The sequence below is a fragment of the Streptomyces sp. NPDC101181 genome (assembly GCF_044767975.1).
Classification (GTDB): Bacteria; Actinomycetota; Actinomycetes; order Streptomycetales; family Streptomycetaceae; genus Streptomyces.
The window spans coordinates 31819-54368 of record NZ_JBIWOX010000006.1; the positions used below are offsets into that span (position 1 = coordinate 31819).

Below are 22550 nucleotides of genomic sequence, written 5' to 3' on the forward strand. Positions count from 1 at the left end.
CGTGACACGTCGTACGGAGTGGCCGGAGGTTCCCGCAGGGCCCGGCCCCGGCGCGTCAGGTTCCAGCACCGACGACGGGTCCGGGCACGGGGCCGGACCCGTCGTCGGGTACGGAGCCGGTTCCCGGCTCGGCGACGACGCGCCCACCGGGGCGTTCGCGGCCGAGCCGGGGGCCGGTGGTGGTGCGGGGCGCTCCCGGCGCCGCTCACCCGGAGGGTCCGACCCGGACGGCGGGTTCGGCGAAGGAGCGGGACGCCGTCCCCGCTCCGGCAGAGGCAGCGGCTCCCCTTCCTCGTCGAGGGCCGAGAAGGGGGAGCCGCGCGATCCGGTCGAGCAGGCGCGCTCCATCTGCCTGCGGTTGCTCACCGGCACGCCGAGAACGCGCAAGCAGCTCGCGGACGCCCTGCGCAAGCGGGAGACCCCGGACGAGGCCGTCGAGGAAGTCCTCGCGCGCTTCGAGGACGTCGGGCTGATCGACGATGCGGCCTTCGCCGGTGCCTGGGTGGAGTCCCGGCACCACGGCCGGGGGCTCGCCCGCCGGGCCCTCGTCCGTGAGCTGCGGACGAAGGGGGTGGACTCCGCCGTGATCGACGAGGCGGTCGGCCGGCTCGACTCCGACCAGGAGGAGGAGACGGCCCGCGAACTGGTGGCCCGCAAGCTCCGCTCCACCAGAGGCCTGGACCGCGACAAGCGGCTGCGCCGACTGGCGGGGATGCTCGCGCGCAAGGGGTACGGGGAGGGCATGGCCCTGCGCGTGGTGCGCCGGGCGCTGGAAGAGGAGGGAGAGGACACGGAGGGCCTGGACGAGCCGTTCTGAGAACAGCGGGTCGTTGCGGGCGAGGGCGAGCGGGGCCGGGGCGAGCGAGGTGAGCTGTGTTGTGCGCGTCAGTGTGCGTGTGAGCAGCGTGAGCCGTTGTCCGGGCGAGCAGGGCGTGCGGGGGTCGTTGTCGCCTGAGCGCTTCTGACCCACGTCTTCGCGTCGGCCCGGAGCCGCCGTGTGGAGGGGCCCTAGTGACCGGCGAGGGCGGCGCGGCGGATGGTGGCGTCGAGGAGGGCCAGGGCGTCCGCGGCGGTGCGGCCGGGGTGGCGGTTCCAGGGGCCGATCAGGCCGGGCCAGCCCTGTGAGCGCAGCTCCGTGACCAGCCAGGCTCCCGCCCGGTTCACCGTGTCGGGGGACCCGTATCCGAGGCGGTGCGCGGAGAGCATGGCGCCGCAGACGCAGCGTGCGCCGCGAGCGTTCCGCAGTCGGTACGGGGTGTTCTGCCAGCCCCATTCGGTCAGGATCCGCCGGGCGTAGCCGAGATGGGCCGAGGGCCGCAGGTCGCTCTGGCCGACCCGCCGCCAGACGTGGAGGCGGTCGGGCAGCACCGCACCCAGGCGTCCCGGCAGCGGACGTTCCCGCGGAGGCGCGGCGGGTAGCGTCCGCAAGGAGTCGTCGATGAGCCGGTCCACGGGGACGGAGAGCAGACTCCGCCAGTCGGCGGGGCGTGCGGGTGCGGGGTCGGGCTCAGAGGCGGTCCCGTACGTCACCCCGTGCGCGATCCGGTGCTCGGACGGGGCCCCGGGGCCGTGCTCCGCCGGACGGGTCAGGGTGGGGGCGGACTCGGCGGCGGTGTGCTCCCAGCCCGCGATGATCCGCTGCCATGCCTGGGTGTCGTGGAGCTGGGCCGCTTGGGCGTCGAGCTCGTCGGGGGTGAGGAGAGCGGTCGCCATGAGTGCGTCATCTCCGTACATTTCGGTCCTCGGTGTGAGGTGAATGTCGGTCACGCACGGCGATCGCTCCACTGGAGCGTGGCGTTCGGGTGTGTGTCGTTCGTGGGCGGGTGACGTCAGGGCTCCGGGCCCGGCCCGGAGCCGGGGACGTTCGGCCCTCGGCCCCCGCGCCGGGCCCGGACCTGGCGACGTTCGGCCCCCGGGCCGGGCCTGCCCTCGCGGCGCCTGACTGGACCCCGCCTGGGGCCCTTCCCACCCCGGGCCCCTTCCGCCCCGGCCCCTTCCGGCCCGGGTCACTTCCCGCCTGGGGCCTGTCAGGCTCCGTCGGCCCTCGCGGGGCCCGTGGGCGCTACGTTCCCTGGGGTGGGGTGACCGGGAGGCCGGTGGCGCGCCATGCCTGGAAGCCGCCGATCAGGTCGGTGGCCCGACGCAGTCCCAGCTGCCGTAGCGAGGCGACCGCGAGGCTGGACGCGTAGCCCTCGTTGCAGATCACGACGACGGGGAGATCGTGGCCGACCGCCTCGGGGGCCCGATGGCTGCCCTGGGGGTCGAGCCGCCACTCCAGCTCGTTGCGTTCGACGACCAGCGCGCCGGGGATCAGCCCGTCGCGGTCGCGGAGTGCCGCGTAGCGGATGTCCACCAGCAGGGCTCCGGCCTCGGCTGCCGCGGCGGCCTCCCGCGGGCCGATCCGGTCGTACCCGGCCCTGACCCGCTCCAGCAGTTCGTCGATGCCCACGGGGGCCTCGACGCCCTCCGGGGCCGAAGCGCCCGTGCTGATGGCGTCCGAGGTGTTCTCGGTCCTGTTCTCGCTCACTGCCAGTCCTCCGGACTCTCGGTCTGCTCCAGGCGGAGCACCGGGCCGGTGCGGCTGAAGCGGCGGATGCGGGGCAGCGGCGGGTAGTAGGCGTGGACGGAGACGGCGTGCACATCGACGGAGGCGTTGAGCACCTCGTGGACGTGGTTCCTGCCGAAGGCCCTGCCCTGGCCGCTCGTCAGCTCCCTCGACCGGTCCACCCCGTCGGTCAGCTCCAGAGTCTTCCAGCCGTCGGTGGGCAGCCGTACGGCCAGCGAGTGCTCCTGGAGGGTGCCCGCGGCAGTGGTGAACGCGCCGACCGAGTCGGCGTGATCGTGCCAGCCCGTGCCGGTGCCCGGAGGCCAGCCGATCAACCAGGCCTCACTGCCGCCCGGCCCGTCGAGCCGGATCCAGGTGCGGCCCTCCGGATCGAGCGGGAGCGAGGCGATGAGCGCCGCGTCCCGCGCGGTGCGGCGGACGAAGTCGAGCAGCTCCGTGACCGTGGGGCCGGAGCCGGACGGGCCCGGCCGCACCTCGGGGGAGCCGGGCGTCGGCAACGGGTCGGAAAAAGCGAGCCCGGACCCCAGCACGGATCCGGAACCGGACCTGGAAGCGGGCGAGGGCCCCGGCGTCGGGACAGCGGCAGCGGCCAGCACGTCGGAGGCGGCGGCAGGGGGTACGGATACGGGTGCGGAGTCGGCCGCGGGCGTGGGCACGGCGGCGGTACGAGGGGAAGACACGAGGACCGTCCTGAGAGTTCGCGCGAGAGGCCGACCGCGCGCACAACAGCACGGGACCGGCGGAGGAAGGCGATTCAGCAGGACGGGCGACACACGCAGCCCGCGTAACGGACGAGGTCCATATGGACCCGCCGCCACAGGCGCACGTCGGTGTCGGTCATGATCTGGAGTACACCATGTGCGTCCGTGAGGGTCAATGTGCGCCCCGGACCGTCGATGTACGCGGTCAAGGGCTTGCGTGCGCCGGACAGTCAGCACGCGTCAGCGAGGGCATACGTACCCACCAAGGGCATCCGCACCGCACCAATCCGCACCCCCGAAAGTCGGCGCTGCCCGTGCTGGGCCTCGCCCGTGCGGGACTTCGTCCGTACGAGACTTCGCCCATGCGGGACCTCGTCCGTACGAGACTTCGCCCATGCGGGGCCTCATCCGCCCTGTCCCTCATTCGCCCTGATACCCCGCGCGTTCGCGACAGCCGCCGCGCGCGCGAGGATCAGCGGGGCCGGGCGGCCCCGTCGGCGTGGACCCGGGCGCGGGACCCGGGGGGCTGTTCCGGTCCCGGGTCCTCGTCGGCGGGGTCCTCCTCGGAATCCCCGGGCGTCACCGGCCGCGCCCTCTCCGGCTCCGAGGGGTCCTCCACGGCGCGGGGCCCGCGGCCCAGCGCGGCCAGGGTCGCGGTGTGCAGCTCCGCCGGATGGACGCCGCTGAAGGCCGCCGTCAGATGCCCGTCCGGCCTGACCAGCAGCACGGTGTGGGCCGATGCCCCCGGGTAGCTCTCGGTGACCAGCAGCTCCGCCGTCACGGGCAGCGCCGCCACGGCGTCCGTCAGACGCGGCATGACGCCCGCCGTCCGCCAGTGCCGCCGGTCCCACACACCCGTTCCGGGCGCGACCAGGACGACCAGCGGATGCCCCTGACCGAGCCGCTCCCGCAGCCGTACCGTCGTCCCGTCCGGGGCCGTCACCCGTACATCGGCGACCGGCGCACCGGGGGGCGTACCGACGGCCGTGTGCGCCTCGGAGTGCGGCGGTGCGAGGGGGGAGTGCGAGTACGAGGGGGGCGCGCCCAGTGCGCCACGCCCCAGATGCCCGTCGGCGAGCAGGCTGTCGTGACCGCGAGCGGCCCCAGGGATCAGGGCCCGCAGGCCGCCTCCGCCGCGCAGTATCGGCAGGGACTGGTCGGCGGCGCGCAGCCGGGAGGCCACCGCGGCCCGCCGCTCGGACTGGTAGCTGTCGAGCAGTGGGTCGGCGGGACCGTCGTGCCAGGCGTGGGCCAGTTTCCAGGCCAGGTTCTCGGCGTCCCGGATCCCCTCGTCCAGGCCCTGGGTGCCCAGGGCACCCAGCAGGTGCGCCGCGTCCCCCGCGAGGAAGGCGCGCTGCCGTCGCCAGCGGCGGGCGAGCCGGTGGTGGAGCGTGTGGACGCCGGTGTCCAGCAGCTCGTACGCCGGGGTCTCGCCGCACCAGCCCGCCAGGCTGTCCCGGATACGGGTGATCAGGGCTTCGGGGGTGACCAGTTCACCACGAGGCGGCAGCAGCCAGTCGACCCGCCAGACCCCGTCCGGCAGCGGGCGGGCGCTGATCTCGGCGCCCGCGGTGCGCCAGGGGGGCTGCCGGTGCAGGACGGCCTCGCCGGGCCAGGGCAACTCGGCCCGGAGCGCCGCGACGGCGTGCCGCTCCACCGCCGTACGGCCGGGGAAGCGGATGTCCAGCAGCTTGCGCACGGTCGAGCGGGCGCCGTCGCAGCCGACCACGTAACTCCCGCGCCACCAGGTCGACGAGGGGCCCTTGGTGTGCACCGTGACACCGTGCGGATCCTGCTCCAGGGTGTCGATCCGGCTCGGTGGCCCCATCTGGACCAGCGGTTCCGCCGCGGCCGCGGCCCGCAGCGCGACGCTCAGCGCGTGTTGCGGGATGTGCAGCGGGGCGGGCGGCAGCGCTTCCGCGGACCGCACGTCCGGCGCCGGGCCGTCGCCGTCGCCCGGGTTCTCGCCCTGGACCCCGGCCCCGAGCGCGTCGCCGTCCAGCGGCACGTGGCGGACCAGTTGCTTCCGGCGCATCGAGCGCCACCCGGACCAGCGCAGCCCCACCCGGTCCAGGTCCCGGCAGCCCAGACGGTCCATCAGGTCGGCGGTGTCCTCGCGCAGCACGACCGTACGGGCGAGCCGGGGCTCCTCCGTACCGGTGCCCTCGCCGAGGACGACCGAGGGGACGCCCTGGGCGGCGAGGGCCAGCGACAGGGTCAGACCGACAGGTCCGGCGCCGACGACGATCACCGGGTCCACGGCGCTCACTCTCCGGCCCGTACGGTCGAGCTGACGGACCGTACGGTCATGCTGACGGCCCACAGAGACCTGTGGGCCGTGGCAGGGGAAGCCGGATACGTGATCACAGAACGTATGCAACCCACTGGTGGTGCTTGCGTCAAGTGACCGAGGCAGCGGCGCGTGCGCCGCTGCCTCGAATGCTCCTGCCGGGAGAACCCGGTGGGGGTCAGTCCTTCGTCGCTCCGGTCCCACCGGCACCGTCGGTCCCGGTGCCCGCGCCCCCTGCGCCCCCGGTGTCCTGGCCGGCCCCGGCGGTCACCGCGTCGACGGTTCCGGGCGCCGCCTGGACGGCCGGGGCGACCGCGATACCGGTCTTGGCGCGGCGGCCGCGCTTCTCGATCCAGGTGGCCAGCGACGACAGCAGCAGACACAGCAGGATGTAGATCGTGCCGATGACGGCGATCGTGGAGACGTACGGGTACTGCCCGTTCACCTGGGTGTTGGAGGCGATCAGACGCGCGGTCTGGAGCAGCTCCGGGTACAGGATGATGAAGCCGAGCGAGGTGTCCTTCAGGGTCACCACGAGCTGGCTGATGATCGTCGGCAGCATGGACCGGACGGCCTGCGGCATCAGGACGGTGACCATGACCTGCGTCTTGCGCATGCCGAGCGCGTACGCGGCCTCGCTCTGGCCGCGGGGGACCGCGTTGACACCGGCGCGCAGCACCTCGGCCTGGACACAGCCGTTGTAGATCGACAGCCCCGCGGCCAGCGCCCACATCGAGTAGTCGGTGAGGAAGCCGACCCAGATCGCGTAGATCGTGATCAGCAGCGGGAGCGAGCGGAACAGCTCGATGAACGTGGTCGCCGCCCAGCGGACCGGCTTGTGCTCGGAGAGCCGGCCCACCGCGAGCACCACTCCGAGGACGAGCGAACCGACCGCGGCCAGACCGAACGCCTTCAACGTGGCGACGAGGGCGTCGGCGATGTTCTGCCGGATCCCCGCGTAGTTGAAGATGTCCCACATCTCGGGGGCGAGGTGCCCCTTGTCGGCCAGCCGCACCACGCTGATGACGATCAGCGCCGCGATGAGGAGGGAGCCGACGACGGCGTAGATCCGGTTGCGGACGAGAGCCTTGGGGCCCGGTGCGTCGTAGAGAACGCTGGCGCTCATCGGGCGACCTCCATACGACGCTCCAGCAGCCGGAAGAGGCCGCTGATGGTAAACGTGACGACCAGGTAGCCGAGGGCCACCCAGATGAAGACGGGGACGATGTCGTACCCCTTGTCGCTCATCAGCTTCTGCCAGCCGAAGAGCTCGGCGTTGCTGAAGGCGCCGGCGATCGCGGAGTTCTTGGTGAGCGCGATGAAGATGCTGCTCATCGGCGGGATGACGGTCCGCGTCGCCTGGGGGAGCACCACGATGCTCAGGGTCTGGGAGAAGGTCATCCCGATCGAGCGGGCGGCCTCCGCCTGGCCCAGCGGCACGGTGTTGATGCCGGAGCGGACCGCCTCGCACACGAACGAGGAGGTGTAGAAGCCGAGCGCCAGCGAGCCGAGGACGAACGGGCTCATCCCCGGGAAGAGGATCTCCGGGACGACGAAGAAGAAGATCAGGAAGAGCAGCGTCAGCGGGGTGTTGCGCATCAGCGTCACCCAGGCGGTGCCGAAGTACCGCAGCGGCGGCACCGGCGACACCCGGAACCCGGCGATGGCCACACCGAGAACCAGGGCGATAACCGAGCTGACGGCGGTGATCGACACGGTTCCTATGAAGCCGTCGCGGAACGCTGGGAAGTTGTCGAGCAGTACGTTCATGAGGTCTCCGCGTCGGCGGTCATCGGCATCGGGGGCAGGGGAAGGAGGGCGTCCCGCTCGCCCGCCGCGCCCGAGGCGGTTCGGACAGGGCGGGCGGCGTACGGGACGCCCGGGTCACACGCGAGGCATCGGTGACGAGGTGTCGGCCCGCGGACGGCTGAAGGGGGTCGGCCGCGGACCGAGGGCGTCAGTAGCGCTCGATGGCCGGCGGCTCGGTGTAGTCCGAGCCGGACAGGCCGAGGGTGGCCTCGTAGATCTTCTTGTACGTGCCGTCCTTGACGCGGTCCTCCAGCGACTTGCTGATGGCCTCGCGCAGCACCTTGTCGTCCTTGTCCAGGCCGACGCCGTAGGGCTCGTCGGTGAACGGCTTGCCGACGACCTTGAGCTTGCCGTTGTTGGCCGCGGCGTAGCCCTTGAGGATCGAGTCGTCCGTGGTGACGGCGTCGACCTGCTGGGTCAGCAGCTGCTGCACGCAGTCGGAGTACTTGGCCAGCTCGACGACGCTCGCGCCGTACTCCGGCTTCTTGATCTCCTGGAGCGGCGTGGAGCCGACGATCGAGCAGACCTTCTTGCCCTTCACCGCGTCCTTGCCGGTGATCGACGTCTCGTCCTTGCGCACCAGGAGGTCCGCGCCCGCCTTGTAGTACGGACCGGCGAAGCCGACCTGCTTCTTGCGCTCGTCGTTGATCGTGTAGGTGCCGACGTAGTAGTCGACCTGGCCCTTGGAGATGGCCGTCTCACGGACACCGGAGTCGACGGTCTTCCACTCGATCTGCTTCTCCGAGAAGCCGAGGTCGGCCGCGACCATCTTGGCGATCTCGATGTCGAAGCCGGAGCGCTCCTTGGTCGCCTGGTCCTCGAAGCCGAGGTAGGGCTGGTCGGCCTTGGCGCCGATGATCAGCTTGCCCCGCTCCTTGGCCTTCTTGAAGACCGGCGAGTCCAGGGTGACGTCCTTGGCCGCGGTGTACGTGGGCAGCTCGGGGGCGTCGGAGGAACCGGGCTTGGTGCCGCCCGGCTTGTCACCGGCGGAGCCCTCCTTGCCGCCGCACGCGGTCGCGGTCAGGGCGAGTACGGCGATGGCCGCGACGGCGGCCGACTTGCGGAGCTTCATGCGAGCAGTCCTTAAGGTCGTGGGTCGTTGTCATCGGGCGGTCGGGCACTCAGGCGTTCAGTGCCTCGCGCCTTCGGGCGGTCCGCCCCGGGTGGTCCGCCGTCAGTGGTGAAGGATCTTCGACAGGAAGTCCTTGGCCCGGTCGCTGCGCGGATTACTGAAGAACTGCTCCGGCGTGGCCTCTTCGACGATCTTGCCGTCGGCCATGAACACCACGCGGTTGGCGGCGGAGCGGGCGAAGCCCATCTCGTGGGTGACGACGATCATCGTCATCCCGTCCCGGGCCAGCTGCTGCATGACCTCGAGGACCTCGTTGATCATCTCCGGGTCGAGAGCCGACGTCGGCTCGTCGAACAGCATGACCTTCGGGTCCATCGCCAACGCCCGCGCGATCGCGACGCGTTGCTGCTGACCGCCGGAGAGCTGGGCCGGGTACTTGTCGGCCTGTACGCCGACTCCCACCCGGTCGAGCAGGGTCCGGGCCTTCTCCTCCGCGGCCTTCTTGTCGGCCTTGCGGACCTTGACCTGGCCCAGCATGACGTTCTCCAGCACCGTCTTGTGTGCGAAGAGATTGAACGACTGGAAGACCATGCCCACGTCGGCGCGCAGCCGGGCCAGCTCCTTGCCCTCCTGGGGCAGGGGCTTGCCGTCGATCGTGATCGCGCCCGAGTCGATCGTCTCCAAGCGGTTGATCGTGCGGCACAGCGTGGACTTGCCGGACCCGGAGGGCCCGATGACGACCACGACCTCGCCCCGGGCGACGGTCAGGTCGATGTCCTGGAGCACATGCAGCGCGCCGAAGTGCTTGTTGACGTTGCTCAGTACGACCAGGTCGGTCGCCGCAGGTGCGGCCTCCTCGGCGGCCTTGGTCACTGAAACTCCGCTCATCGGCTTCTTGCTCCGTCCTCCTCGGTTGCCAAGGACCCTAGTGACGCAGTGCGACCAGCGTCATTACATCTGAGCGGAAATTGAGGATAACGATCCGGCCGCAACCGGACACTCCGTGTGAACGGGACGCTCCGCTCCGCCGTCGGGGCGTACCGGGTGCATAACGGAAACCCCTGGGAAACCGACGGGCTCTTGACTGGGTGCCGGTCATCGGCGTGGATTCCTTGAGCGGTGCCGATGTGAAGCGGCGCTGAACGGGAAGCCTCACCGGGGCTGCCCCGGCTGAAGCGCCGATTAAGGTCGGGCTTTCAGCCGGTGACGCCGTGCGACGGAGAGGACGGAGAGGAGGCCCGTGAGACTGCTGCTCGTCGAGGACGACGACCATGTCGCGGCGGCCCTGTCCGCCGTGCTCGCGCGCCACGGGTTCCAGGTCAAGCACGCCCGCAGCGGCGAGGAGGCCCTGCGCGCGCTGCTGCCCGCCGAGAAGGAGCCCTTCGGGGTGATCCTCCTCGACCTCGGCCTGCCCGACCAGGACGGATACGAGGTCTGCGGCAAGATCCGCAAGCGCACCGCGACCCCCGTGATCATGGTGACCGCCCGCGCCGACGTGCGCTCGCGCATCCACGGACTCAACCTCGGCGCCGACGACTACGTCACCAAGCCCTACGACACCGGCGAACTGCTCGCCCGTATCCACGCGGTGGCCCGGCGCACCACCAGCGGCGAGGACACCGGGCCCACCCCGGTCGCCGCCCTGCGCCTGGGCCCGGTCGCCATCGAGCTGCCGACCCGGCGGGTCAGCGTCGGCGGCGAGGAGGTCCAGCTCACCCGCAAGGAGTTCGACCTGCTGGCCCTGCTCGCCCAGCGGCCCGGCGTCGTCTTCCGCCGCGAGCAGATCATCAGCGAGGTGTGGCGCACCAGCTGGGAGGGGACCGGGCGCACGCTGGAGGTCCACGTCGCCTCCCTGCGCTCCAAGCTGCGGCTGCCCGCCCTGATCGAGACCGTGCGGGGCGTCGGCTACCGGCTCGTCGCGCCGTCCGCGTAACAGGCGGGTACGTCCCCGGTGCGCACCCGTCTCCTCCCGCTGCTCATCATGCTGATGGCGGCCATCCTGATCACCCTCGGCCTCCCGCTCGGGGTGAGCGTCGCCGCCGCCGAACAGCAGCGCCTCGTGGTCGACCGCATCGACGACACGGCGCGGTTCGCCGCCCTCGCGCAGTCCATCACCGACACCTCGCCGGACAGCGAGGAACGCCGCCGGATCCTCCAGACCGACCTGGAGGTCTACACCTCGGTGTACGACATCCGGGCGGGCGTCTTCTTCCGGGACGACCGGGCTCTGGCGAAGGCGCCCAGCCTCTGGACCCTGCCCGCCGAGGGGGAGGGGCGTACGGCCTTCAAGGAGGCGCTGCTGGGGCGCCGCTCGCACGACCCCCCGCAGGTGTGGCCCTGGCGCGACGGCCGGGTCGTCGTCGCCTCGCCCGTCGTCCGCGACGGGGACGTCGTCGCCGTGGTCGTGATCGACTCGCCCACCGGCGAGATGCGCTCGCGGACCCTGCGGACCTGGCTGTTCATCGGCCTCGGCGAGGCCCTGGCCCTGCTGGTGGCGATCGGCGCGGCCGTCCGGCTCACCGGCTGGGTGCTGCTGCCCGTACGGACCCTGGACGCGGCCACCCACGACATCGCCGGGGGGCGGATGCGCTCCCGGGTCGCGGCCCTGGCGGGGCCGCCGGAACTCAGACGCCTGGCGCGTTCGTTCAACGAGATGGCAGACAACGTCGAAGACGTTCTGGAGCAGCAGCGCGCCTTCGTAGCCGACGCCTCCCACCAATTGCGCAACCCGCTCGCCGCCCTCCTCCTGCGCATCGAACTGCTCGCCCTGGAGCTGCCCGACGGCAACGAGGAGATCGCCGCCGTGCGCACCGAGGGCAAGCGGCTGGCCCGGGTCCTGGACGACCTCCTCGACCTCGCGCTCGCCGAGCACGCCGAGGCGGACCTCCAGCTGACCGACATCGTCCCGCTCACCGCCGAGCGCGTCGCCTCCTGGCGCCCGATGGCGGAGGAGAAAGGCGTCCAGCTCACCCTGGACGGGGTTCCGGCGGCCACCGCGTGGGCCGACCCCATCGCGCTCTCCAGCGCCCTGGACGCGGTGATCGACAATGCCCTGAAGTTCACCCCCGCCGGAGAGGACGTACGGGTCACGGTCGCCGCGACCGCCGACGCGACGAGTGTCGTCGTCGCCGACCGGGGCCCGGGGCTCAGCGAAGCGGAGCTGGAGCGCGTCGGGGACCGCTTCTGGCGCAGCACCCGCCACCAGAACGTCAGCGGGTCGGGCCTCGGCCTCTCCATCTCCCGGGCCCTGCTCGCGGCGGGCGGCGGCTCGATCGCGTACGAGCACCACGAGCCGCACGGGCTGCGGGTGAGGGTGTCGGTGCCCCGCCACTCACCGCGCGGCTGAAGGCCCCGCCCCGCCACTCCGCCCGGCCCGACGACGTCCCCGCTCACCGGCGGTGGACGTCAGCCCTCATCGAGCGGTGGATGTCACGGCTTCACCGAGCGGTAGTAGTCCTTGGCGCCCTCGTGCACGTCCAGCGGGTCGGTGTAGATCGCCGTCCGCAGGTCCACCAGCTGAGCGGCGTGCACCTCCCGGCCGATCCGGTCCCGGCTGTTGATCACGGTCCGGGTGAAGGCCTCGGTCAGCGCCGGGTCCGTGCGGTCGGTCGTCACCAGCAGATTGGAGACGGCGACCGTGGGCACCGCCTGGCCCTGCTGGGCCGCCGGGTAGGCGTCGGCGGGCATCATCGCGGACCGGTAGAAACGGGTGGGACCGTTCGCCGCCTGCAACCTCGCCACCAGGTCGGCCTCCAGCGGCACCAGCCGGACGTCGAAACGCCCCGACAGCTCCTGGACCGCCGCCGTCGGCAGCCCGCCCGACCAGAAGAACGCGTCGAGCTGCCCGTTCACCAGCCGCACGGGCATCGTGTCGATGCCCACCTGCACGGGGGTGATGTCCTCGTCCGGGGCGAGCCCCGCCGCCGTCAGCAGCCGGTCCGCGACCAGCCGCACCCCGGAACCCTGCTGGCCGACGCCCACCCGCTTGCCCCGCAGATCGGCGACCTCACGGACGTCGGAGTCGCGGGGGACGATCAGCTGGACGTAGTCGTCGTACAGCCGGACACAGCCGCGCAGCCGCTGGGCCCCGGGCCTGCCCTCCCGCAGATAGGTGGCCACGGCGTCGGCGGTGGCGATGGTGAAGTCGGCCTCGCCCGCCGCCACCCGGGCCAGGTTCTGCTGGGAACCCTCGCTGGTCCGCAGCCGTATGGACACCTCGGGCATGTCCTTGGCGAGCGCGCCCTCGAGCCGCTCCCCGTACCGCTGGTAGACCCCGCTGGGCACCCCGGTCGAGAAGGTGAGCGTCCCGCTGGGCTCCCCCTCCCGCTGGGGCAGCAGCCACCACGCGAGCAGCCCGAGCACGACCGCGAGGACAGCGCCCGCCTGAAGGCTGCGCCGGAGGCCGAATCGGGACAGAGCGTGGGGCATGCGCGCGATCCTGCCAGCTCACCCGCCCACTGACCAGGTCTCCCGGTGAGGCCCGGCCCACAGCCGACGGCCCGGGACGCCCCTGTCCGGTGACCGCCTACCCTTGTTCCCATGAGCAGCGGCAACCGGAGCGAAGCAGTGGACGTCCAGAAGAGCTACGAAGTGCGCACTTACGGGTGCCAGATGAACGTCCACGACTCCGAACGGCTGTCGGGTCTCCTGGAGGACGCCGGTTACGTCCGCGCCCCCGAAGGCGCCGACGGCGACGCCGACGTCGTCGTCTTCAACACCTGCGCGGTGCGGGAGAACGCCGACAACAAGCTGTACGGGAACCTCGGCCGGCTCGCGCCCATGAAGACCAAGCGCCCCGGGATGCAGATCGCCGTCGGCGGCTGCCTCGCCCAGAAGGACCGCGACACCATCGTCCGGCGCGCCCCCTGGGTCGACGTCGTCTTCGGCACGCACAACATCGGCAAGCTGCCCGTGCTGCTGGAGCGCGCCCGCGTCCAGGAGGAGGCGCAGATCGAGATCGCCGAGTCCCTGGAGGCCTTCCCCTCCACGCTGCCCACCCGCCGCGAGTCCGCCTACGCGGCGTGGGTCTCCATCTCCGTCGGCTGCAACAACACCTGCACCTTCTGCATCGTCCCGGCGCTGCGCGGCAAGGAGAAGGACCGCCGCACCGGCGACATCCTGGCCGAGATCGAGGCCCTGGTCGCCGAGGGCGTATCCGAGATCACCCTGCTCGGGCAGAACGTCAACGCCTACGGCTCCGACATCGGCGACCGCGAGGCCTTCTCCAAGCTGCTGCGCGCCTGCGGAAAGATCGAGGGCCTGGAGCGCGTCCGGTTCACCTCGCCGCACCCCCGCGACTTCACCGACGACGTCATCGCCGCCATGGCCGAGACGCCGAACGTGATGCCGCAGCTCCACATGCCGATGCAGTCCGGCTCCGACCGCGTCCTGAAGGCGATGCGCCGCTCCTACCGCCAGGAGCGCTTCCTCGGGATCATCGAGAAGGTGCGGGCCGCGATGCCGGACGCCGCCATCTCCACCGACATCATCGTGGGCTTCCCCGGCGAGACCGAGGAGGACTTCGAGCAGACGATGCACGCGGTCCGCGAGGCGCGGTTCGCCAACGCGTTCACCTTCCAGTACTCCAAACGCCCCGGGACCCCTGCCGCCGACATGGACGGCCAGATCCCCAAGGAGGTCGTGCAGGAGCGGTACATGCGGCTGTCCGCCCTCCAGGAGCAGATCTCCTGGGACGAGAACAAGAAGCAGGTCGGCCGCACCCTGGAGGTCATGGTCGCCGAGGGCGAGGGCCGCAAGGACGGCGCGACGCGGCGCCTCTCCGGCCGGGCCCCCGACAACCGCCTGGTCCACTTCACCCAGCCCGAGCAGAGCGTGCGCCCCGGCGACGTGGTGACCGTCGAGATCAGCTACGCCGCCCCGCACCACCTGCTCGCCGAGGGCACCCCGCTCGCCGTACGGGCCACCCGCGCGGGCGACGCCTGGGAGAAGCGCACCACGGCCGCGGCCGCCAAGCCCGCCGGTGTGATGCTCGGCCTGCCCGGAATCGGCGCCCCGGCCCCCCTCCCGGCCGTCGCGGCCCCGGCCTGCGGGACGGGCTGAACCGGCCCGGTACAGGGGCGCGAACGGCTGCCGGGCCGCGCGACCGGATCGCGGGCACGACCGGCCGGACCGGCTGACGCATTTCCCCGCGGGCGCAACCGCTGGACGGACCGGACCGCGGGCACGACAGGCTGACGGGCGGACCGGCCACCGGTCTCCCCGGCCCGGCCCGGGGAGACCGGCAGTACGCTGACCGGCATGCTTGTCGCCGCCGCCGTGTGCCCCTGCCCGCCGCTCCTGGTGCCCGAGGTCGCCGCCGGGGCCGCGCCCGAGCTCGATGCCGCCCGTGACGCCTGCCTCGACGCCCTGGGGGTGCTCGCCGCCGCGCGCCCGGACCTGCTCGTCGTCGTCGGGCCGGGCGACGAGGGGGAAGCCGGTTTCTACCCGGCCGGGGCGCGCGGCTCCTTCCGGGGCGTCGGCGTCGGCCTCGACGTGGCGCTGGGCGACGGGCGGGACGGTGCTCCGGGCGGCCGTCCGCTGCCGCAGTCCCTCGCGGTGGGCGCCTGGCTGCTGGGCCGGACCCGCTGGACGGGCGCACCCGTCGAGGGGCTCGTGGTGGACACCCGGAGCGGTGCCCGCCAGTGCGCGGCGGCCGGAGCGGACCTGGCCCGGCGGGCGGAGCGCGTCGCGCTGCTTGTGGTGGGCGACGGCAGCGCCTGCCGGACGCTCAAGGCACCCGGCTACCTCGACGAGCGGGCCGCCGCGTTCGACCACGGGGCCACCGAAGCGCTCGGCTCCGCGGACCTGGACGCCCTCGCGGCCCTCGACCCGGGGCTCGCCCGCGAACTCAAGGCCGCGGGCCGTGCCCCCTGGCAGCTGCTCGGCGGCGCCGCACGGAGCGCCGGACTGGCCGGACGACTGCTGTACGAGGACGCCCCGTACGGCGTGGGCTACACCGTCGCCGCCTGGTCCTGAACAGGCCGGGCGCCCGCTCCGCGCGACCGGCCCCGGACAGCCCGATGGCGGGTGCGGAGCTTGAAGCTCCGCACCCGCCATCGGGGGGCGTCACCGCGTCAGGAGGCGGGCGGCGGCGGAGGCGGGGTGTGGCCCGGGGTGCCGGGGGGCGTACCGGGAGCCCCGGGGGTGCCGTGTGCCCCCGGAGCTCCAGGGGTGCCGGGAGTGCCGTGCGCCCCGGGGGCGCCCGGCGTACCGGTCGGACCGCCCTCCTTCTGGCCCAGCTTGTCCACCGCTTCCTTGGCCTTGCGCGTGCCCGAGTCGATCTTGTCGCTGTACTTGCCCTTGGTCTTCTGGTCGACGGTACGCGCGGCCTTGTCGAGACCCTGCTCGATCTTGCCCCCGTGCTGCTGCGCGAGGTCGCCGACCTTGTCCTTGGCCGGTCCCAGCTTGGCCTTCAGGTTGTCCAGGAACCCCATTGGGTCACCTTCCGTGCAGTGAGGACTGTCTGCGGGAGCGTTCTCCCACCCCCATTGTCCGCCACCTGCCCCTCCCTGCCGACTTTACTCGCCCTTTAGCGTTTCCCTGACGCTTTCAGGGACCCCTGGCGGAGGTCCGGGAGGCCGCGGGAGGTGGCGCCGGAGGCCCCGGGGCCGTGGTCCGGGCAGGCCCGTGCAGTGGTGCGGGAGGGGCCCGGGGATTTGGGAGACTGTGACGGTGATCCCTCCCGCTTCCGCCCCCCGCGTCATCACCGTCGTCGGCCCCACCGCCGCCGGAAAATCGGATCTGGGGGTCTTTCTCGCCCAGCGGCTCGACGGCGAGGTGATCAACGCCGACTCCATGCAGCTCTACCGGGGGATGGACATCGGCACGGCGAAGCTGACGCTCCCCGAGCGCGACGGGGTACCCCACCGCCTGCTGGACATCTGGAACGTCACCGAGGCCGCCAGCGTCGCCGAGTACCAGCGCCTCGCCCGGCAGGAGATCGACCGGCTCCTCGCCGAGGGCCGCACCCCGGTCCTGGTCGGCGGTTCCGGGCTGTACGTGAAGGGCGCCATCGACGCCCTGGAGTTCCCCGGTACGGACCCCGGAGTGCGAGCCCGCCTCGAAGCGGAACTGGCCGAGCGCGGTTCCGGTGCCCTGCACACCCGGCTCGCGGAGGCCGACCCGGAGGCAGCCCGGTCCATCCTCGCGAGCAACGGCCGCCGGATCGTCCGCGCCCTCGAAGTCATCGAGATCACCGGCAGACCCTTCACCGCCAACCTCCCCGGGGAGCGGCCCGTCTACGACGCCGTCCAGATCGGCGTCGACGTGGACCGCCCCGAACTAGACGAACGCATCGCCGCCCGCGTCGACCGGATGTGGGAGACGGGGCTCGTGGACGAGGTCCGGGCCCTGGAGGCGGCCGGGCTGCGCGAGGGACTCACCGCCTCCCGGGCGCTCGGCTACCAGCAGATCCTGGCAGCGCTCGCGGGGGAGTGCACCGAGGACGAGGCGCGGGCCGAGACCGTACGCGCCACCAAGCGTTTCGCGCGCCGTCAGGACTCGTGGTTCCGCCGTGACCCGCGCGTCGTCTGGCTCGGCGGCGGGCGCCGTGACCGGGGGGAACTCCCGCGGCGCGCCCTGACGTTGATCGAACGGGCGGTCACAGCCTGATCACGTGATGGCATCGGGACGCCCCGCCCGTCAGTTCGGCACCCGTGACCGTGCCATCATCGAGCATCGATCCACCAGTGGAGTCCGAGTTGGGAGGGCGCGTGGCGATGGAGGCCGGCCCTCGCGACACGGAGCAGCGCGACACCGAGCACGACGTACCGCCGCCGCGGGAGAGCGCGGGACGGCTGAGCCCGGACGGGCCCGACGAGCAGGACGTGACCCCGGAGGTCGAGGTCGAGCTCCGGCCCGCCGGGAGACTGCGGATCTGGCAGCTCGCGCCCATCGTGATGCTCGCCGCGGTCGGCTCGCTGATGTTCGCCTTCCCGCTCGCCTTCGAGTTCGGTGACGGCGGCGCCGTGGTCGCCATGCTGGGGCTCCTGATCAGCGGCTGCGCCGCGGGCTGGGGCATGATGGCCGCCCGCCGCGTCGGCCACACCTGGCCCGGTCTGCCCGCCCGGGGCTCGGGGGACCGCCCCGACTGGCGGGTGATCGCCCTGTACGCCGCCACGGCCGCCGCGCTCGTCGCCCTCGCCGTCTGGCGGGTCGCCCGCCTCCGCTGAGACGCGCGCAGGGGCGGGCCGGGTCGGCCGGGCGGACTGTCGGCGCCGCCTCGTACAGTTGACCCGTGAGCACCTCGCAGATCGCCTTCCTCAAGGGTCACGGCACCGAGAACGACTTCGTGATCATCCCCGACCCGGACAACGCCCTGGTCCTGCCCGCCTCCCTCGTCGCCCGGCTCTGCGACCGCCGGGCCGGGATCGGCGGAGACGGACTGCTGCACGTCGTGCGGTCCGCCGCGCACCCCGAGGCGCGGGCCATGGCGGACGAGGCCGAGTGGTTCATGGACTACCGCAACGCGGACGGATCGATCGCCGAGATGTGCGGCAACGGGGTGCGGGTCTTCGCCCATCACCTCCAGCGCGCGGGCCTCGTCGAGGAGGGCGACCTGGCCGTCGCCACCCGGGCCGGCGTCAAGCGGGTGCACCTCGCGAAGAACGGCGACATCACGGTCTCCATGGGGCGCGCCCTGCTGCCCGAGGACGGTGTCACGGTCAGTGTCGGCGACCGCAGCTGGCCCGCCCGCAACGTCAACATGGGCAACCCCCACGCGGTCGCCTTCGTGGAGGACCTGGACCACGCGGGCGACCTGCTCAGCGCCCCGCCCGTCACGCCCGAGGCCGTCTACCCCGAAGGCGTCAACGTCGAGTTCGTCGTCGACCGGGGTCCGAACCACGTCGGGATGCGCGTCCACGAGCGGGGCTCGGGCGAGACCCGCTCCTGCGGCACCGGGGCCTGCGCGGTCGCCGTCGCCGCCGCCCGCCGGGACGGCGCCGACCCCGCCGGGACCGGCCTGCCCGTGACGTACACGGTGGACCTCCCCGGCGGCACCCTGGTCATCACCGAGCACCCCGACGGCGGCATCGACATGACCGGACCCGCCGTGATCGTCGCCGAGGGCACCATCGACCCGGCCTGGCTCGACGCCCCCTGACGGCTCCCGGAGCCCGGCATCCGGGGCACCGGCAGCCGATGCCCCGGCGCCCCGCCCGCTCGAAACGGTGATCGGGCGGAGGTTCCCTCGAATGGGTGATCCGTTTCACGCTGGGCGAGAGCTGGACTGCGCCACGTGGTGGGCTCGGTAGCATCAAGCACCGGCCCCGAGGCGCATCCAGCCCTCGCCCCGCCGGTCGACGCCGGAGGTGCCCCGATGAGTGCAGAGGCCGCCGATCCCGGTGCTCCCCTTCGCAGGCGGAGCCGCCCCCGGATCGATCTGCGCAGACTGGGCCGGGTCGCGCTGCGCGGGCCGGTCTCCCGCGACCGGCTGCCGGACGCCATCGGCCACGTCGCCGAGGCGCACCGCGCCCACCATCCCGACGCCGACCTGACCATCCTGCACCGGGCCTACGTCCTCGCGGAGTCCTCGCACCGCGGCCAGATGCGCAAGAGCGGCGAGCCGTACATCACGCACCCGCTGGCCGTCACCCTGATCCTCGCCGAGCTGGGCGCGGAGACCACCACCCTCACCGCCTCCCTGCTCCACGACACCGTCGAGGACACGGATGTGACGCTCGATCAGGTGCGGGAGCAGTTCGGCGAGGAGGTCTGCTACCTGGTCGACGGCGTCACCAAGCTGGAGAAGGTCGACTACGGCGCCGCCGCCGAGCCGGAGACCTTCCGCAAGATGCTCGTCGCCACCGGCAACGACGTCCGGGTCATGTCGATCAAGCTCGCCGACCGGCTGCACAACATGCGCACCCTCGGGGTGATGCGCCCCGAGAAGCAGGCCAGGATCGCCAAGGTCACCCGCGACGTCCTGATCCCCCTCGCCGAACGGCTCGGCGTCCAGGCGCTCAAGACCGAGCTGGAGGACCTGGTCTTCGCGATCCTGCACCCCGAGGAGTACGAGGGCACCCGCGCGCTGATCACCGCCGCGAACGGCGCCGACGCCCCGCTCGACACCATCGCCGACCACGTACGGACCACCCTGCGCGACGCGGGCATCAGCGCCGAAGTCCTCATCCGGCCCCGCCACTTCGTCTCCGTGCACCGGGTCCGCAGGAAACGCGGCGAGCTGCGCGGTACCGACTTCGGGCGGCTGCTCGTCCTCGTCGGGGAGGACGCCGACTGCTATGCCGTCCTCGGTGAGCTGCACACCTGCTTCACCCCGGTGATCTCCGAGTTCAAGGACTTCATCGCCGCCCCCAAGTTCAACCTGTACCAGTCGCTGCACACCGCCGTCGTCGGGCCCGGGGGCGCGGTCGCCGAAGTTCTCATCCGTACGCACCGGATGCACACGGTGGCCGAGGCGGGCGTCGTCGCCCTCGGCAACCCGTACGCCCAGGACCCCGGCGCGGCCCCGTCGGCCGAGCCGTCCGACGAGCGCGCCGACCCGACCCGGCCCGGCTGGCTCTCCCGGCTGCTGGACTGGCAGGAGTCCGCCACCGACCCCGACACCTTCTGGACCACCCTGCGCGCCGACCTCGCCCAGGACCGCGAGATCACCGTCTTCCGCACCGACGGCGGCACCCTCGGGCTGCCCGCCGGGGCCAGCTGCGTCGACGCCGCCTACGCGCAGTACGGCGACCGGGCGCACGCCAGCATCGGGGCCCGCGTCAACGGCCGCCTCGCCACCCTCAGCACCACCCTCAGCGACGGCGACACCGTGCAGCTGCTGCTCGCCCAGGACACCGCCTCGGGCCCCTCCCCGGACTGGCTCGACCACGTCCGTACCCCCGCCGCACGGATCGCGATCACCGGCTGGCTCACCGACCACCCCGACGAGGCGAAGCCCGACCCGGAGACCGTGGACCCCGGCGACCCCACCGAGCCCCTCGTCGGCGCCCCGGCCCGCGGTGTCCCCGGCCGCGCCGCTCCGGGGGCCGCCGCACCCGCCCGCACCCGGTCCGGGCCGCGCACCGCCGACGTCGTCGTCGACGGACCCGACGCCCCGGTACGGCTCGCCGGATGCTGTACGCCGGTGCCGCCCGACGAGCTGACCGGCTTCGTCGTCCGCGGCGGCACGGTCACCGTCCACCGCCGGGAGTGCTCCGCCGTGGCCGCCATGCGGGAGATCGGCCGTGCCCCGGTCGCGGCCCGCTGGGCGGACGCCGAGAGCGGCGGAGCCGCCACGGGCTGCCGGGTCACCCTGGTCGCGGAGTCCTTCGGCCGCCCCCACCTCCTCGCCGACCTCACCGAGGCCATCGCCACCGCCGAAGCGGCGATCGTCTCTGCCACCGTGGAGCCGCCCAGCGAACAGCGGGTCCGCCACACCTACACCCTCCAGCTCCCCGACGCCGCCGGGCTGCCCGCCCTGATGCGGGCGATGCGCGAGGTCCCCGGGGTCTACGACGTCAGCCGCGCCCAGCACCCGGCCGCGACGGGCTGAGCGGCCGCACGGCGGGTCGCGGCCGGCAGACGGGGCGGGCCCCGTTCGGGTGGTGCGGCGCGCGGCTCCCCGGCCCGGCCGCCGCACGCTGGTAGCGGTAGGGGCATGCCGCTCCTCTCCCGCCGCCTGCGGGCCGCCCTGCTGGCCACCGCCTCGGCCACCCTCGTCGCCGCCACCCTGCCCGCGCCGGAGCCCCTCGGCCTCGGCGACCGGCTCTTCCCCGAGCTGGGCAACCCCGGCTACGACGTCCTCGCGTACGACATCGCCTTCACGTACCACGGCTCCAACACCAAGCCGCTGGACGCCGTCACGAAGATCAGCGCCCGCACCACCGCCCCGCTGGACCGGATCAACCTCGACTTCGCCCGGGGAACCGTCCGCGACGTCGAGGTCGACGGGCGGCGCGTCGACTTCGGCAGCAAGAACGAGGACCTCGTCCTCCAGCCGCCCCGCCCCCTCCCCGCGGGTGCCCCGCTGAACATCACCGTCCGCCACACCAGCGACCCGGCCGGGGCCGCGGACGACGGCGGCTGGGTCCGTACCGCCGACGGGCTCGCCATGGCCAACCAGGCCGACGCCGCCCACCGGGTCTTCCCGGGCAACGACCACCCCTCGGACAAGGCGTTCTTCACCTTCCGGATCACCGCCCCGCGCGAGCTGACCGCGGTCGCGGCCGGGCTGCCCGTGGGAGAGACCCGGCACGGTGCCACGACCACCTGGACGTACCGGACCCGGCACCCCATGGCCACCGAACTGGCTCAGGTCTCCATCGGCCGCTCGGCCGTCGCGCACCGCACCGGCCCGCACGGGCTGCCGGTGCGCGACGTCGTCCCGGCCGCCGACCGCGAGAAGCTGGAGCCCTGGCTGAAGAAGACCCCGGCCCAGCTGGAGTGGATGGAGCAGCAGATCGGCCGCTACCCCTTCGAGACGTACGGGGTGCTCGTCGCCGACAGCCCCATCGGGTTCGCCCTGGAGACCCAGACGCTGTCGCTGTTCGGGAAGTCCTTCTTCACCGAGCCCGCCTACCCCCAGTGGTACGTCGACTCCGTGATGGTCCACGAGCTGGCCCACCAGTGGTTCGGCAACAGCGTCTCGCCCGGCACCTGGTCCGACCTATGGCTGAACGAGGGGCACGCCAGCTGGTACGAGGCCCGCCACGCCGCGGAGAACGGCGGACCGACCCTGGAGCGCCGGATGCGCGAGGCATACGAGCTGTCCGACGGCTGGCGCGCGGACGGCGGCCCCCCGGCGCACCCGGACGGCCCGGCCCCGGGACAGAAGCTCAGCCTGTTCCGCCCGGTCGTGTACGACGGCAGCGCTCTGGTGCTCTACGCCCTGCGCCAGGAGATCGGCCAGGCGGCCTTCGACCGGCTGGAGCGCACCTGGGTCCGGGTCCACCGGGACTCCACGGCCACCACCGCGGACTTCACCCGGCTGGCCTCCGGCATCGCCGGACGCGACCTGACCGCCTTCTTCGACGGCTGGCTGTACGCGAGGAAGACGCCGCCGATGCCCGGCCACCCGCAGTGGCGCAGCGCGAAACCCGCGTGACGGGCCCGCCGGGGCCGTGCCACCATCGACGCGTCGGCACGGCGCAGCGCACCGGGGTTCCCGTC

21 protein-coding genes are annotated in these 22550 nt (G+C 72.9%); 10 read left to right on the forward strand and 11 right to left on the reverse strand.

Annotated features, from left to right (window positions below; translation table 11 throughout):
- Nucleotide 1: 1 nt before the first annotated feature.
- Entirely contained in the window at nt 2–817 is an 816-nt protein-coding gene (recX, locus tag ACIRRU_RS11345; protein ID WP_403678787.1) for a recombination regulator RecX, read from the forward strand.
- Nucleotides 818–1008: 191 nt separating this feature from the next.
- On the opposite strand, the gene ACIRRU_RS11350 is transcribed toward recX, so the two are convergent.
- The 9 genes from ACIRRU_RS11350 to ACIRRU_RS11390 form a co-directional block, all read right to left on the reverse strand.
- Complete coding sequence (locus ACIRRU_RS11350; protein ID WP_403678788.1) at nt 1009–1713, reverse strand: hypothetical protein; 705 nt, start codon at nt 1711–1713, stop codon at nt 1009–1011.
- A 349-nt stretch (nt 1714–2062) separates the two neighbouring features.
- Nucleotides 2063–2491 carry a rhodanese-like domain-containing protein gene (locus tag ACIRRU_RS11355; RefSeq protein ID WP_403679130.1) on the reverse strand — a complete coding sequence of 143 codons (429 nt, stop codon included), beginning with the start codon at nt 2489–2491 and terminating at the stop codon, nt 2063–2065.
- Between the two features lie 32 nt (nt 2492–2523).
- On the reverse strand, nt 2524–3063 hold the full coding sequence (locus tag ACIRRU_RS11360; RefSeq protein ID WP_403679132.1) for a cysteine dioxygenase: 540 nt from the start codon (nt 3061–3063) through the stop codon (nt 2524–2526).
- A gap of 257 nt (nt 3064–3320) precedes the next feature.
- Nucleotides 3321–3407: a putative leader peptide gene (locus ACIRRU_RS11365; protein ID WP_311605579.1), complete on the reverse strand. Its 87-nt coding sequence runs from the start codon at nt 3405–3407 to the stop codon at nt 3321–3323.
- A gap of 332 nt (nt 3408–3739) precedes the next feature.
- Complete coding sequence (locus ACIRRU_RS11370) at nt 3740–5527, reverse strand: FAD-dependent monooxygenase (RefSeq protein WP_403679133.1); 1788 nt, start codon at nt 5525–5527, stop codon at nt 3740–3742.
- A gap of 208 nt (nt 5528–5735) precedes the next feature.
- The gene (locus tag ACIRRU_RS11375; protein WP_403678790.1) at nt 5736–6683 is read right to left on the reverse strand and encodes an amino acid ABC transporter permease; all 948 of its coding nucleotides are present in this window, start codon (nt 6681–6683) and stop codon (nt 5736–5738) included.
- Nucleotides 6680–7327, reverse strand: a complete 648-nt coding sequence (locus ACIRRU_RS11380; protein ID WP_363201836.1) for an amino acid ABC transporter permease — start codon at nt 7325–7327, stop codon at nt 6680–6682. The genes ACIRRU_RS11375 and ACIRRU_RS11380 overlap by 4 nt, the downstream gene beginning before the upstream one ends.
- 187 nt (nt 7328–7514) lie before the next feature.
- Entirely contained in the window at nt 7515–8438 is a 924-nt protein-coding gene (locus ACIRRU_RS11385) for a glutamate ABC transporter substrate-binding protein (RefSeq protein WP_363201835.1), read from the reverse strand.
- A gap of 102 nt (nt 8439–8540) precedes the next feature.
- A complete protein-coding gene (locus ACIRRU_RS11390; protein ID WP_363201834.1) occupies nt 8541–9326 on the reverse strand; it encodes an amino acid ABC transporter ATP-binding protein in 786 nt (261 codons plus the stop codon).
- Nucleotides 9327–9678: 352 nt separating this feature from the next.
- On the opposite strand from ACIRRU_RS11390, the gene ACIRRU_RS11395 reads away from it, so the two are divergent.
- Entirely contained in the window at nt 9679–10371 is a 693-nt protein-coding gene (locus ACIRRU_RS11395) for a response regulator transcription factor (RefSeq protein ID WP_363201833.1), read from the forward strand.
- A gap of 18 nt (nt 10372–10389) precedes the next feature.
- Complete coding sequence (locus ACIRRU_RS11400) at nt 10390–11784, forward strand: sensor histidine kinase (RefSeq protein ID WP_403678793.1); 1395 nt, start codon at nt 10390–10392, stop codon at nt 11782–11784.
- An 83-nt stretch (nt 11785–11867) separates the two neighbouring features.
- Here ACIRRU_RS11400 and ACIRRU_RS11405 read toward each other — a convergent pair whose 3' ends face one another.
- Nucleotides 11868–12866 (reverse strand): TAXI family TRAP transporter solute-binding subunit, encoded by a 999-nt coding sequence (locus tag ACIRRU_RS11405; protein ID WP_403678795.1) that lies wholly within the window; start codon nt 12864–12866, stop codon nt 11868–11870.
- A 111-nt stretch (nt 12867–12977) separates the two neighbouring features.
- Here ACIRRU_RS11405 and miaB point away from each other — a divergent pair, with 111 nt between their 5' ends.
- On the forward strand, nt 12978–14498 hold the full coding sequence (miaB, locus tag ACIRRU_RS11410) for a tRNA (N6-isopentenyl adenosine(37)-C2)-methylthiotransferase MiaB (RefSeq protein ID WP_403678796.1): 1521 nt from the start codon (nt 12978–12980) through the stop codon (nt 14496–14498).
- 198 nt (nt 14499–14696) lie between these two features.
- Nucleotides 14697–15413: a class III extradiol dioxygenase subunit B-like domain-containing protein gene (locus ACIRRU_RS11415; RefSeq protein WP_403678797.1), complete on the forward strand. Its 717-nt coding sequence runs from the start codon at nt 14697–14699 to the stop codon at nt 15411–15413.
- Between the two features lie 98 nt (nt 15414–15511).
- Here ACIRRU_RS11415 and ACIRRU_RS11420 read toward each other — a convergent pair whose 3' ends face one another.
- Nucleotides 15512–15871 (reverse strand): antitoxin, encoded by a 360-nt coding sequence (locus ACIRRU_RS11420; protein WP_403678799.1) that lies wholly within the window; start codon nt 15869–15871, stop codon nt 15512–15514.
- A 238-nt stretch (nt 15872–16109) separates the two neighbouring features.
- Between ACIRRU_RS11420 and miaA the strand changes: the two genes are divergently transcribed.
- From miaA to ACIRRU_RS11445, 5 genes are all read left to right on the forward strand, one after another.
- Complete coding sequence (gene miaA, locus ACIRRU_RS11425; RefSeq protein WP_403678801.1) at nt 16110–17048, forward strand: tRNA (adenosine(37)-N6)-dimethylallyltransferase MiaA; 939 nt, start codon at nt 16110–16112, stop codon at nt 17046–17048.
- Nucleotides 17049–17155: 107 nt separating this feature from the next.
- The gene (locus ACIRRU_RS11430) at nt 17156–17608 is read left to right on the forward strand and encodes a hypothetical protein (protein WP_403679134.1); all 453 of its coding nucleotides are present in this window, start codon (nt 17156–17158) and stop codon (nt 17606–17608) included.
- Nucleotides 17609–17673: 65 nt separating this feature from the next.
- Complete coding sequence (gene dapF / locus ACIRRU_RS11435; RefSeq protein WP_403678803.1) at nt 17674–18540, forward strand: diaminopimelate epimerase; 867 nt, start codon at nt 17674–17676, stop codon at nt 18538–18540.
- Nucleotides 18541–18756: 216 nt separating this feature from the next.
- On the forward strand, nt 18757–20934 hold the full coding sequence (locus ACIRRU_RS11440; RefSeq protein ID WP_403678805.1) for a RelA/SpoT family protein: 2178 nt from the start codon (nt 18757–18759) through the stop codon (nt 20932–20934).
- A gap of 105 nt (nt 20935–21039) precedes the next feature.
- Nucleotides 21040–22485: a M1 family metallopeptidase gene (locus ACIRRU_RS11445; protein ID WP_403678806.1), complete on the forward strand. Its 1446-nt coding sequence runs from the start codon at nt 21040–21042 to the stop codon at nt 22483–22485.
- Nucleotides 22486–22550: the final 65 nt, after the last annotated feature.

Bases quoted from the DNA above. Each gene is read 5' to 3' on its own strand.
- ACIRRU_RS11430 (WP_403679134.1), top strand. From the start codon at position 17,156: ATGGAGGCCGGCCCTCGCGACACGGAGCAGCGCGACACCGAGCACGAC.
- ACIRRU_RS11385 (WP_363201835.1), bottom strand. From the start codon at position 8,438: ATGAAGCTCCGCAAGTCGGCCGCCGTCGCGGCCATCGCCGTACTCGCC.
- ACIRRU_RS11405 (WP_403678795.1), bottom strand. From the start codon at position 12,866: ATGCCCCACGCTCTGTCCCGATTCGGCCTCCGGCGCAGCCTTCAGGCG.
- ACIRRU_RS11380 (WP_363201836.1), bottom strand. From the start codon at position 7,327: ATGAACGTACTGCTCGACAACTTCCCAGCGTTCCGCGACGGCTTCATA.
- ACIRRU_RS11350 (WP_403678788.1), bottom strand. From the start codon at position 1,713: ATGGCGACCGCTCTCCTCACCCCCGACGAGCTCGACGCCCAAGCGGCC.
- ACIRRU_RS11440 (WP_403678805.1), top strand. From the start codon at position 18,757: ATGAGTGCAGAGGCCGCCGATCCCGGTGCTCCCCTTCGCAGGCGGAGC.
- ACIRRU_RS11420 (WP_403678799.1), bottom strand. From the start codon at position 15,871: ATGGGGTTCCTGGACAACCTGAAGGCCAAGCTGGGACCGGCCAAGGAC.
- ACIRRU_RS11375 (WP_403678790.1), bottom strand. From the start codon at position 6,683: ATGAGCGCCAGCGTTCTCTACGACGCACCGGGCCCCAAGGCTCTCGTC.
- ACIRRU_RS11415 (WP_403678797.1), top strand. From the start codon at position 14,697: ATGCTTGTCGCCGCCGCCGTGTGCCCCTGCCCGCCGCTCCTGGTGCCC.
- ACIRRU_RS11390 (WP_363201834.1), bottom strand. From the start codon at position 9,326: ATGAGCGGAGTTTCAGTGACCAAGGCCGCCGAGGAGGCCGCACCTGCG.
- miaB (WP_403678796.1), top strand. From the start codon at position 12,978: ATGAGCAGCGGCAACCGGAGCGAAGCAGTGGACGTCCAGAAGAGCTAC.
- ACIRRU_RS11365 (WP_311605579.1), bottom strand. From the start codon at position 3,407: ATGACCGACACCGACGTGCGCCTGTGGCGGCGGGTCCATATGGACCTC.
- ACIRRU_RS11445 (WP_403678806.1), top strand. From the start codon at position 21,040: ATGCCGCTCCTCTCCCGCCGCCTGCGGGCCGCCCTGCTGGCCACCGCC.